Consider the following 10,772-nt stretch of genomic DNA (forward strand, 5'->3'; position numbering starts at 1 on the left):
AGATGCCGCCTTCAGCTACCGGCTCCTGGCAACCCCCACACGGGCGCAGTAGCCACTGAGAGGGCAGGTGCTGCATCTGGGGCTGACAGGGCGACAGATCCTCTGGCCAAAGGAGACCAGCATATCGTTGATCTCGATCCAGTAACGTTTGGGGAGTTTCTCTCTCAGGGCGAACTCCGTCTCCTTCGGCGTCTTGGTGGCCACATAGCCCCAGCGGTTGGTAATGCGGTGAACATGTGTATCCACACAGATCCCGGGCTTACCGAAGCCCAGGGTGATGACCAGGTTTGCGGTCTTCCTTCCCACTCCTTTGAACCTCAGGATTTCATCGATTCTGTCAGGAACCCGGCCGCCGTACCGTTCAATAAGCGTTCTCGAGATTTCGAGGATGGTTCTTGCCTTGTTACGGTAGAACCCCACAGGGTAGATAGCCTTTTCGATTGCCTCGGGGGAGAGCCTGATCATCTCTTCAGGCCTACGGGCCAAAGCGAAGAGCCGCTTTGAGGCCCTGTCAGTGGTTTCATCTTGAGTCCTCAGGCTGAGGAGGCAGGAGATCAGCACCTGGTAGGGATCCCGGCGCCGGGCAACCTGAGTCACGGCAGGATCTTCCCACGGTTTCACCGTTTGACGGAGAATTCGAACCACCTCGTCTATGTGCCGGTCTTTCATGTCCAACCTCTTGGCCGCGATCCCTGGCCCTTCTCAAAACGGCCCCTTCGATACTCCCAAAGAGCAACAAGCCCTGTAAACAACCGTTTCCCCTATCAAAACAGAATACCAGGGCAAGTCAATGCAAGATGCGCCAGGAGTTCCCCATCTTTTGTGGAATCTTCCTTGGAGTGTGGAGTTTCTCGATTTTCGGGGATGTTTCCTCCTAATCTCTGAGAATCCAGGACCTGGCCATTGAAATATACTGGATTTTCTATGAAAATGTTTTCCATTGTCGGGCGGTTAGGGTCCACCTTCTCGACGAGCCGACATGCCTCTGCCTCGGCAACCCGTCTGATGACGGGGAATCGGCAGTTTCTTGCTCTACTGGCATTCATATTGCGTGCGGGAAAAATATACAATAGATAGTGAATAAAGGTGAGGTCCCAGTTACTTTCCGAGGGATCCTTTGGAGGTTGGCTGTGCCGCTACCCATGGGCCATGCAGCGATCGGTTTGACTACCTACGGGGTCTGTAATTCAGATGAGCCTATTCTCAGCCGGTGGAAGGTCTTTGCCGGAGTGGTGGTTCTCTCGAACCTTCCCGACATCGATATTCTCGTCGGCCTCCTCGTGCGGGGCAACGGTAACGCTTTTCATAGAGGGCCCACACACAGCCTCCTCTTCGCGCTGACGGCCGGTCTGCTGGCGGCCAATGCCTGGCGGCTCTGGCCCAAGGCTCCAAGATTCGGATTTGCAACCGGCTTTCTCGTTACCCTCTCGCATGTCCTGGCCGATGCCCTGCTCACCCAGTCACAGGTCTCTTTCTTATGGCCTCTGAGTGTCAACTGGAGCCATGGACACATGGGATGGCACGATCTGATCGGTTCCGTTCTCCTTGGCAGCTTCAGGGACTTCGAAATTGTCGCCGCGTGCGGGCTCTTCTTGTTCCTCTATCGGTGGACTCGGGGGTTTCGAATATTCGAAAGGCGATCAAGAACCGCAATCGTCTCCAAGGTCCGTCGCGGCCCGTCGTCGGGATGATCGATCCCTGGGAGAGCCCCTCAGTTCTCTTCCTTGACCGTCCATCTGGCGGTCTTCTTGATCGCGGCGATCCGGCTGTCTTCCGGTATGACAACCCGGTAGCTCGCCTCCTCGCCCGGTGCGAGAACGGGAGGGTCGGTGGGGGCTGTGCCGAAGCGGAGGAAATTACCCGCCTTGTCGTAGTATTTTATCGTGATCTTTATGTCCTTCATGGTGTAGTTCGACGTATTTTTGACAAAACCCATGACAAGGAAGGATCCGTTCTCCTTGAAGTTGTTGCCTTCGGTAAAGGTCAGGTCCGCTGCAAGGGCGAAGGTGGCAGCGCCAAGCAGGATCAGTCCTGCAAGGGGTCCGATCTTCTTCATAGGACTTCCTCTCTGAAGGGATTGCACGGTGTTTTGATTGCAAAAAGCGTGCCCGAACGTTGCAAACCCACATGCTTGCAGACCGAAGGTCACCGTCCCAAACCCTGGGGTCTTGCCACGGTTTACAAAAGAGGTAAATTGAGCGATACTAGGTCTTGGTGAGAGGGAAGCAATTCGGTCTGTTCGGTGATTAGGAGACGGAATGCCGATGGGGCCAAAAGAACCAACCGCCGGCTGGATCGCGAACGGCTGGAAATCAGCTTCGAAATTGGGAAGAGTGATGAGCTTTGCCGGCCTCTTGAGATGGGGCGTTCTCTGTGTGGGCCTTATCTGTTTGGGATGTGCCTCGAGGGGGCGCCCACAGGATTTCACATTCACTCCCTTCACCGACCGGTCCTTTTCCGCTGTTGAACACCCCAGACTGTACCGTACTCGTCCTGTCCGGTCTTATACGGTCATTGGAGAAGTGACCATTTCAGGAGAGCCGGACGAGGAGCCGGACTCGCTGGAAAAACGTCTTGTCGAGGCCGCCGGCAAGGTCGGCGCACAGGGGGTGATTCTCGTTGAAACAGGGCGGAGAATCTCCACAGTTGGAGAAGCCGGCCTGAGAAACGACCTTTTCGGCGGAGCCTCGAAGAGATACCGTGCCTATCCACCGGCTCTCCCCATCGAGGAGGAGTCGCTCTACCTGAAAGGGATGGCCATTCGATTCACCCACGAATGAGAGGAGTCTTCTCTGTCACGGCAACGGAGTCGCATAAAGGAGGGAATCAGAGCCCATGCGTTACGCCCTGAAAATCTCCGACCCCGCAACGGACAGACAATGTGAAGTCTATGTAGAGACGGATAAGGATCTCGAGGTCCTCTTGCTCTTCCTCAAACGTTGTCCGGGTCTCGAACACGAAGTGAGGGAACTGAAAGACGAGCCGCGGGATTGCTGAGACAGAGGGATCCACGTCGGAATTCTCTGCCCTGCCGGCAGTTCCCCGGGATCGTGGGCTGGCTTAAGGGAGGCCCACTGAGTCGTCCTGTTACCTCAAGGGGCTCTACACCCCTCGGCCGACCTTCTGAAGATCTTACGACATATCGCAGAATGCTCCAACCTTTGGCCGGAGAGCTTCAGTCAATCCTTTTCCTGAATCGAACGGTGCTGATCGTGAGGAGGGTTAGACCGATCACACCCAGGGCGAACAGATGAGGCCACAGTACGTCAGTCCCGATACCCTTGAGAAAAATTCCCCGGATGATAACCAGAAAATAGCGCATCGGATTGGCAAATGTGATGAACTGGACCGCCTTGGGCATGTTGGCGATGGGAAAGACGAATCCTGACAGGAGAACCATTGGAGAGAAAAAGAAGAAGTTTGTCATCATAGCCTGCTGCTGGGTCTGGGAGATTGTGGATATGAAGAGCCCTGTGCCCAATGCGCTGAGCAGGTAGACCGAAGTCGAAAGGAAGAGCAGGGCGAGGTTGCCGCGAATGGGTACCCTGAACCAATAGGCAGCCATCACCGTGACCAGGATCATGTCCGCGTACCCGACGAGAATAAACGGGATCGACTTGCCCACTATCAACTCCCACGGACGGATTGGAGAGACCATGAGTTGCTCGAGCGTGCCTATCTCCTTTTCCCTCACGATGGCCATGGCGGTAAGAAGGGTGATGACCAGCATGACTATCATGGCAATGACACCTGGCACAAAGAAGAACCGGCTCTTGAGGTTTGGGTTGTACCAGGCCCGCTCCCGGAGGGAGACATCCCCGATCCTTCCCAGTTCCTCCGCCTTCCCTTTAAGCAGTTGGAGACTTACCTGGTGATCGAGCCAGGCGGTCAGGAGGCTCCGCGAGTATCGTAGGACTATCGAGGTGGCGTACTGGCCGATCAATGTGGCTGTGTTTGAATCAGAGCCGTCGAGAATGAGCTGAACGGTGTTGTTCTCCTCCCTCTTGATCTTCTTGGCAAAATCCCGACCCACCACAAGCACGGCATGGACGGTTCCGTGGTCGAGCAGGTCCCCGATCTCGTGTTGATTCTCGACAACCCTGATTACCCTGAAATACCTCGAACCGTCAAAAGACTCGATCAGAGCTCTGCTCTGCTGGCTGTGGCTCAGGTCCACTACACCAAGGCGGACGTTCGTAATGTCCATGTTCACGGCATACCCGAAGAGAAATAGTTGCATAACAGGAGGCAAAAAGAGCAGGATTCTGGATCTCTTGTCTCGAAAGGCCTGGATGAATTCCTTCCGCACCATATGCCTGAGCCGGCTCATACCCTGAGTCCCTGTCCCTTTACCGATCCGCGATTCCTCTGTTCGGCCAGATCCCCCACGACCGGACCGCTACGTATTTTACTGGAGTCTCTTCTTGAGACTCATATTGGCAATTAGAAAAACCGTCCCGCCGAATACACCGAGCAGAACCGTTTCCATCCATAGAATCTCCACACCCACCCCCTTCAAGAAGATCCCCTTGACTATGGTGACGAAATACCGGGCCGGCACCAGATATGTGAGCAGACGGACGGCAGGGGGCATTCCCGTGATGGGGAAGGTAAAATCCGAGAGTATGAAGGATGGGAGGAAGGAGGTAAGCATGGCAAGCTGATAGGCAAAGAGCTGATTCTTCACCAGGATCGAGTACAGAAGGCCGAGACTGAGCCCACCCACCAGAAAGAGACTCGAAAGGGCGAACAGAACAAGGGGATTCCCCTTCAGAGGCACTCGAAACAGTTGCGTCCCCATGACCACCGAGAGGAGCATGTCGAGAAACCCGATGAAAAAGTACGGTGTCATCTTCCCCAAGATAAGTTCCCCAGGCTGTAGAGGCGTGGAGATGAGCTGCTCCATGGTTCCGTTCTCCCATTCCCTCGCAATGGTGAGGGAAGTGAGAAGACTCGCGATGACCATCATTATGACGACCATGATACCTGGAATGATATAGTTCCTGCTCTTCAATTCCGTGTTGAACCAGACCCGTATCTGGGGATCCACCGGTTTTAGGGTCTTGCCCAGCACTTCCGCGAGGTGCTCTTGGGAATAGATGGCTGCAATGGTTGAGGCATAACCGAGAGCGATGGACGCGGTATTAGAGTTGCTGCCATCCACAAAAGCCTGGACCGAGACCGGCCGGCCCGATTGGAGGCGGGTCGAGAAGTCACGAGGGATCACGAGCCCCATGAGGCATTCTCCCCTGTCTATGGAAGCCTCTATTTGGCGGTAGTCCTTTGCCATAAGGCGGAGGGAGAAGTATTTCGATCTGTCGAATCGATCGATGAACCGCCGACTCATCTGGGATCCGTCCATATCGAAAACCGCCAGGGGTACGTTGTCCACGTCCAGGGTGAGAGCGTAACCGAAGAGGAAGAGAAGCAGCAAGGGGATGGCAATCGCCATGAGGAGACTCCTCGGATCCCTGAGTATGTGGATCATCTCCTTTTCGGCAATGGCCTTTGCACGTAGGAAATTCATCGGCCTCCCTATCTCCGATCAACCCCCCTCCTCCTGTTTCTTGATCAGACTGACAAAAACATCTTCCAGAGAGGGTTCGGTCTTTTCCAGCACATAGTCTGCACTTGAGCGGCCGGCCAGGAACCTCCTGATTTCCCGGATCGCCTCACCGGTCTCGCGAACTATGATATGAAGACTGTTGCCGAAAACAGCTACTTCATCGCAAGAATCCAGTTCTTCTATGTCGTCTATCCATTGAAAGATCCCAGGCCCCTCCAGGACCAGAACGGTCCGGTCCATGGTCTTCTCCTTGAGCTCCCGTGGTGTGGCCACGGCAGAGAGTCTTCCTCGATATATCAGGGCCAGGCGATGGCAATTCTCGGCTTCATCCATATAGTGGGTCGTAACGAAGACAGTGGTCCCGCCTTCTGAGAGGGTGTAGATCAGATCCCAGAACTGCCTCCTCGACAGAGGGTCCACCCCTGAGGTCGGCTCGTCGAGGAAAAGGACCGGAGGCTCATGGATGATGGCGCACCCCAGGGCGAGACGCTGCTTCCAACCGGTCGCCAAGGTAGCGGTCGGGCTCTTGTAACGCTCTGTAAGCCCCGCCATCTCAAGGACCCACTCCTTTCTCTCGAGTGCCTTGGCCCGAGGAATTCTGTAAAGACCACTGTAGAAGTCGATATTCTCTTCCACTGTCAGATCCTCGTAAAGGGAGAACCTCTGAGACATGTATCCGATTATCTCCTTGATCCTCTCGGATTGGGTCGTCACATCGAGACCTTCCACGTGCCCCCGGCCCGAGGTGGGCTTGAGCAGGCCGCAAAGCATGCGGATCGTCGTCGATTTACCCGCACCGTTAGGCCCCAGGAAGCCGAACACCTCCCCGCGGCGTACCCTGAAGCTGATGTGGTCCACAGCGGTGAAAGACCCGAAGGTCTTGACCAGATCGGAGACCTCCACCGAATAGGGGATCTGTTCGCCCCGGTTCATGACATGCCGCGCCTTTTTCTTTGAACCAGATCCATGAAGGCGTCTTCAAGAGAGGGCCGTATCCTCTCTGCTTCCAGGATCTGAACCCCGGCGGGTTTCAGGCCTTCTCTCAGGCGGTCCGAATCGCCCACATGAAAGGGAAAGACCACGTGAAGAGCGTCGCCGATCAGATCCGCCGTGACTCTCCCCATGGATCTGATCCTGTCCCTGGCCAGGCGGTTGTCCTCACATCGTATCCGCCAAACCTCCCCTGGTAGGCCCGACATGATAGAGGAGGGCGGTGCACAGACCATCAGTTCCCCCTGGAACATGAGGCCCACCCGGCTGCATCGTTCCGCCTCATCGAGGTAAGCGGTCGACATTAGAATGGTGACCCCCTGTGTGGCCAGGTCGTAGAGAATCCTCCATAGGTCCCGGCGTGATACGGGATCGACCCCACAGGTCGGTTCATCGAGGAAGAGAACCTCCGGCGTGTGAATCAGCGCGCAGGCAAGCCCCAGTTTCTGTTTCATCCCTCCCGAGAGGTCCCTCACCAACCTCCGGGAGAATGGCTCAAGCTGGCTGAACTCGAGGAGACGGCGGAGTCTCTCGCCCCGCTGCCTGGAGGGCACTTGGTAGAGGTCCGCATAGAAATGGAGATTCTCATTGACCGTGAGATCCCCGTAGAGACCAAACCTCTGGGGCATGTAGCCGATCCGGGACTTGATCTGCTCACTCTCGGTTCGGATGCTGAACCCGGCCACAAAGGCTTCCCCCCTGGAGGGTTCGACGACTCCGCACAGGAGGCGGATCGTCGTGGTCTTTCCCGCTCCGTCAGGGCCCACCAGCCCGAAGAGCTCACCCGGACTCACGTGGAATGTGACGTCTTTCACCGCAGCAAGCCCGTCAAAATCACGACCGAGGCCGCGTGTCTCGATGATCGCCGCCATTGCTACTCGTCGCCCTCTGACACTTGATTCCCGCCCTTGGTCATGGCGATTCTGGCATCGGCCGGCATTCCGGACTTCAACTCCATACGGGGATTATCGATGTCGATTTTGATCCGATAGACAAGCTTGACCCGCTCCTCCTGGGTCTGGATCTGCTTGGGGGTGAACTCGGCCTTACTCGAGATAAAGGAGATCCGCCCGCCATAGACCTTGCCAGGATAGGTGTCTGTGTAAACCTCTGCGGCCTGTCCCACCTTGACCCGTCCGAGATCGGTCTCGTTGATGTAAGCCCTGAGCCAGACCTTTTTCAGATCACCCAGGGTCAAGACAGAGGACCCTGGAAGGGCGATCTCGCCCCTTTCCATATTCTTGGAGAGGACGACACCCGATATGGGAGCATAGAGCCTGGTCTCGCTGATAAGGGTCTCGGCCAGATCGAGATCGGCACGGGCCACTTCGACCTGGGCCCTGGCAGTCTCGAGTTCTCTCTTCAATTCTTCGACCTTGAGCCCCGCGGCTTCTGCCACCTCCAGTGCCGCCCTCGCCTCGGCAACCCTGCTCCGGGCTGCCTCGATGGTCTCTTTTCTGGGCCCTTCCCGGACGAGTTTGTACTTTTCTCTGGCCTGCTTGTATCGCGCTCTGGCAGTCTCAAAAGCTGCCTTGGCCGTATCCCACTGCTGCTTGGAGATGGTCTGGGAGGCAAAGAGGCGCCTGGCTCGCTCCCACTCGAGTCTTGCCTTTTCCAACTGACTCCGAGCACGACTCACCTCCGCCCTCGACTCCTCAATCTCCTGAGGGCGAGCCCCCTTGAGAAGCTCCTTGAGGTGGGCCTGGGCCGCTGCAAGCTGGGCCTTCGCCTGGGCCACGACCCCCTGGCTGGTTCTCTTTTGGTGCTCGATAGCCACAAGCAGTTGCGATACGCGGCTTTCGGCCATCTTGAGTGAGGCTTCGGCCCTTTTCCGGCGGTCCTGGAGTTCGCGGTCGTCGAGGCGGGCTATGAGGTCCCCCTGGTTCACAGAGTCCCCTTCATCGAACCTCAGTTCCTCGATCACCCCCGAGATCCTGAAAGCGCAGTCCACCTCCGTGAGCTCGATGGTGCCCGAAACCCAGAGGCCGTTCTCTTCCGTGTTCTTCTGGTTCTGAACCAGGAGGTATACCGCTAGGGCGGCAAACAAAAGAAACAGCGGAAAGAGAAAGAACCTCTTCTTCATGCGCCCCCCTCACGCCTGGGGTCAGCCCCCGAGATCGACGGACCGGGTCCGAGTCAAACAGGGGAGAGTCCGGATCCTCGATGTCCGGGCATTGGAAACCGATAGAATCTCTCTTCGGGCAATGGATTTCCCGACTCGTCGACGTAGGCGAGAAGGTCGGGGGGATACCGGTTCTTTCCCCACCTCAGGGGGGAATAGGACCCTTCTCCCTTCACACAAACGGCTCCGGCTCTCTCCACGATCCGTCCCCGGCACAGGTAATGCCGCCCCTCGGGCTGAGGAGGATCTGCCTCCACGCGATAACTCTTCCCGACAACAACGGGCCTGAGGTAGGTCAGCCTCAGGTTCCTGGTCAGCACAAGCCGTTCTGCTCCAACAGCAGACGACCACCAGAGGGTCTCATCGATGATCGAGGAGATGATGCCTCCATGGAGAACCCCAGAAAACCCACAGAGCTCCTCCCTCGGGCTGAACTCCGATGTCACACGGCCGTCCTCGATGTAAAAGCACAACCTCAGGCCGTTCGGGTTCTTCTTTCCGCAGACAAAACAGGTCTCATAAGAGGGGAGATAGAGTTTCACCGTGCACTCCTGGCTATCTTTCATGAACATGGCGTACAGAACAGGCATCCCCTCGGTCGGGGAACAGATCGATTCGCCCCGTCCTGCAAAAGCAGCACCTTTGCCTTTCCGGCCTCGCACCTCAAGCGCCGGTCTCTGGAATTCAGACAGATCAGAGAGCAATCTGCCCCTGATCGAGCATCTCCGCGACGATTCTATAGATCGAATAGTGGGAAACCGGAACCTTCTGGAGGATGTGGGACAAGGGTTTGCCCTGACAGATCAAAGCCCAGATCTCTTTTGCCAGTGGGAACGTCCCCTCGTCCTTCCAGGAAAGCTCTCGGACCTTTGGCAGGAAGATCCTTTCAGCATCCGGAATCCGCTGTTTCAGCCTGTTCAGTTCGTCCTGAAGCCGATTCGCCTCAAGGAGAACAGCTATGGTGCGATGGGGAATCCTGGCAATCGGGGACACCTCCTTGATTGCTCCCACTTTGAAGGTAAAGGATTTGCCCTCCTCAGATTGGAAGAGCTGGTAGAAGGCCTCAGTACCGGCCAGGTGCCCCATCCGCGCGGAGCAGACTTCCCCTCCCTCGATATAGATCTCCGCCACGGTCTCCTTCTGCCCGTCCATAATGGTCAGGAGCCCTGTCCGGTCACTGTCCGCAAGGGTCTGAATCAGCGTGGAAGAATCAAAATACTCGAGACTTCCGGAAAGCTCCTGTCCTTTGATATGGAGTCTCTCCTTCCTGATCCACGCCTCGAGCCTCTCTGCAAGCAAAGTGGCAAGGCGAATCGCCAGCAGCGGAACGGTCTCCAGGAGCCCGACAAAGGCGTCCCGCGTCAGGGTCAGAAGCACGGCCCTTTCAGGCACACGAGCGAGAGAGCCGCGCGGGGATCCGGTGAGGATCGACATCTCTCCCAGTATTTCCCGCTCCCCCAGGTAAGCCACGATCTCTGGTTTGGCTCTGTCCCGATCCTCCCGGCAGATCTCAACCACGCCCGATCGAATCACATAGACCTTATCGGCCGGATCACCCACCCGGAAGATCACAGAACCCGGTCCGTAGGTCTCAAAGGTGCACTTCTCCAAGATTCTTGCCAGGACTCGGTCAGGAAGAGAGGAAAAGAGTTCACACTGTTTCAGAAAGGAAAAGAGTTCATCCCCTTTTCTGGAATCATCCATCAACAACCCATGGAGAACCGCTTGGATAGCGGATCTCGACCCACTTCCGTCTCGCGTGAAAAAGGATAAGCGAAATCCGTGTCATCCGGCCCAGGTAAAAGTACCGTCTTTCCCGGAACGGGTCAAGACCTCGGGATTTCCGGCCTTACGGCGATTCATCGCATTATGGGGAGCGCTTCCCTTGTCGATTACCGAACCCGGCGATGAGGGATTTTAGAACTTCCTCATGGCAGTTGCCTTGTGCAACCCTTGATAGCTCACCCCTCCTCAAGGATCTGACCGAGGCGGCGGGCGTTTTCCACGGCGTACCCGTGCGCATCATTGTTGAAAAAGGCATAGACCGATCTACCCTGATCGAGCCAGGGCCGGATCCTGGAGGCCCAGTGGACG

General features: G+C 56.5%; 13 protein-coding genes. 3 read left to right on the forward strand and 10 right to left on the reverse strand.

Annotated elements, in window-relative coordinates:
- Positions 1-15: 15 nt before the first annotated feature.
- Positions 16-669, reverse strand: coding sequence for an endonuclease III (locus JRJ26_14520; GenBank protein ID MBW2058706.1), 654 nt, complete (start codon positions 667-669; stop codon positions 16-18).
- Positions 670-1,130: 461 nt separating this feature from the next.
- Between JRJ26_14520 and JRJ26_14525 the strand changes: the two genes are divergently transcribed.
- Positions 1,131-1,691, forward strand: coding sequence for a metal-dependent hydrolase (locus JRJ26_14525; protein ID MBW2058707.1), 561 nt, complete (start codon positions 1,131-1,133; stop codon positions 1,689-1,691).
- A 20-nt stretch (positions 1,692-1,711) separates the two neighbouring features.
- Here the strand turns inward: JRJ26_14525 and JRJ26_14530 are convergent, their stop codons facing one another.
- The gene (locus JRJ26_14530; GenBank protein MBW2058708.1) at positions 1,712-2,056 is read right to left on the reverse strand and encodes a hypothetical protein; all 345 of its coding nucleotides are present in this window, start codon (positions 2,054-2,056) and stop codon (positions 1,712-1,714) included.
- Positions 2,057-2,264: 208 nt separating this feature from the next.
- On the opposite strand from JRJ26_14530, the gene JRJ26_14535 reads away from it, so the two are divergent.
- Together JRJ26_14535 and JRJ26_14540 are read left to right on the forward strand one after the other, a co-directional pair.
- Positions 2,265-2,780, forward strand: coding sequence for a hypothetical protein (locus JRJ26_14535; GenBank protein MBW2058709.1), 516 nt, complete (start codon positions 2,265-2,267; stop codon positions 2,778-2,780).
- Positions 2,781-2,835: 55 nt separating this feature from the next.
- Complete coding sequence (locus JRJ26_14540) at positions 2,836-2,997, forward strand: hypothetical protein (protein ID MBW2058710.1); 162 nt, start codon at positions 2,836-2,838, stop codon at positions 2,995-2,997.
- Positions 2,998-3,175: 178 nt separating this feature from the next.
- Here JRJ26_14540 and JRJ26_14545 read toward each other — a convergent pair whose 3' ends face one another.
- The 8 genes from JRJ26_14545 to JRJ26_14580 all read right to left on the reverse strand — a co-directional run.
- Positions 3,176-4,330 (reverse strand): ABC transporter permease, encoded by a 1,155-nt coding sequence (locus tag JRJ26_14545; protein MBW2058711.1) that lies wholly within the window; start codon positions 4,328-4,330, stop codon positions 3,176-3,178.
- A gap of 78 nt (positions 4,331-4,408) precedes the next feature.
- Positions 4,409-5,527 carry an ABC transporter permease gene (locus JRJ26_14550; GenBank protein ID MBW2058712.1) on the reverse strand — a complete coding sequence of 373 codons (1,119 nt, stop codon included), beginning with the start codon at positions 5,525-5,527 and terminating at the stop codon, positions 4,409-4,411.
- Between the two features lie 18 nt (positions 5,528-5,545).
- Complete coding sequence (locus JRJ26_14555) at positions 5,546-6,499, reverse strand: ABC transporter ATP-binding protein (protein ID MBW2058713.1); 954 nt, start codon at positions 6,497-6,499, stop codon at positions 5,546-5,548.
- Entirely contained in the window at positions 6,496-7,428 is a 933-nt protein-coding gene (locus tag JRJ26_14560; protein ID MBW2058714.1) for an ABC transporter ATP-binding protein, read from the reverse strand. The genes JRJ26_14555 and JRJ26_14560 overlap by 4 nt, the downstream gene beginning before the upstream one ends.
- A 2-nt stretch (positions 7,429-7,430) precedes the next feature.
- Complete coding sequence (locus JRJ26_14565) at positions 7,431-8,639, reverse strand: efflux RND transporter periplasmic adaptor subunit (protein ID MBW2058715.1); 1,209 nt, start codon at positions 8,637-8,639, stop codon at positions 7,431-7,433.
- Between the two features lie 53 nt (positions 8,640-8,692).
- Complete coding sequence (locus JRJ26_14570; protein ID MBW2058716.1) at positions 8,693-9,268, reverse strand: PaaI family thioesterase; 576 nt, start codon at positions 9,266-9,268, stop codon at positions 8,693-8,695.
- A gap of 103 nt (positions 9,269-9,371) precedes the next feature.
- Positions 9,372-10,382 carry a cyclic nucleotide-binding domain-containing protein gene (locus JRJ26_14575; GenBank protein MBW2058717.1) on the reverse strand — a complete coding sequence of 337 codons (1,011 nt, stop codon included), beginning with the start codon at positions 10,380-10,382 and terminating at the stop codon, positions 9,372-9,374.
- Positions 10,383-10,639: 257 nt separating this feature from the next.
- On the reverse strand, positions 10,640-10,772 hold a 133-nt coding region (locus tag JRJ26_14580), incomplete at its 5' end, for a DUF72 domain-containing protein (protein MBW2058718.1).

It is taken from the genome of Deltaproteobacteria bacterium, from assembly GCA_019308905.1.
Taxonomy (GTDB): domain Bacteria; phylum Desulfobacterota; class BSN033; order WVXP01; family WVXP01; genus JAFDHF01.

Bases quoted from the DNA above. Each gene is read 5' to 3' on its own strand.
- JRJ26_14520 (MBW2058706.1), bottom strand. From the start codon at position 669: ATGAAAGACCGGCACATAGACGAGGTGGTTCGAATTCTCCGTCAAACG.
- JRJ26_14530 (MBW2058708.1), bottom strand. From the start codon at position 2,056: ATGAAGAAGATCGGACCCCTTGCAGGACTGATCCTGCTTGGCGCTGCC.
- JRJ26_14535 (MBW2058709.1), top strand. From the start codon at position 2,265: ATGGGGCCAAAAGAACCAACCGCCGGCTGGATCGCGAACGGCTGGAAA.
- JRJ26_14540 (MBW2058710.1), top strand. From the start codon at position 2,836: ATGCGTTACGCCCTGAAAATCTCCGACCCCGCAACGGACAGACAATGT.
- JRJ26_14545 (MBW2058711.1), bottom strand. From the start codon at position 4,330: ATGAGCCGGCTCAGGCATATGGTGCGGAAGGAATTCATCCAGGCCTTT.
- JRJ26_14550 (MBW2058712.1), bottom strand. From the start codon at position 5,527: ATGAATTTCCTACGTGCAAAGGCCATTGCCGAAAAGGAGATGATCCAC.
- JRJ26_14555 (MBW2058713.1), bottom strand. From the start codon at position 6,499: ATGAACCGGGGCGAACAGATCCCCTATTCGGTGGAGGTCTCCGATCTG.
- JRJ26_14560 (MBW2058714.1), bottom strand. From the start codon at position 7,428: ATGGCGGCGATCATCGAGACACGCGGCCTCGGTCGTGATTTTGACGGG.
- JRJ26_14565 (MBW2058715.1), bottom strand. From the start codon at position 8,639: ATGAAGAAGAGGTTCTTTCTCTTTCCGCTGTTTCTTTTGTTTGCCGCC.
- JRJ26_14570 (MBW2058716.1), bottom strand. From the start codon at position 9,268: ATGCCTGTTCTGTACGCCATGTTCATGAAAGATAGCCAGGAGTGCACG.
- JRJ26_14575 (MBW2058717.1), bottom strand. From the start codon at position 10,382: ATGGATGATTCCAGAAAAGGGGATGAACTCTTTTCCTTTCTGAAACAG.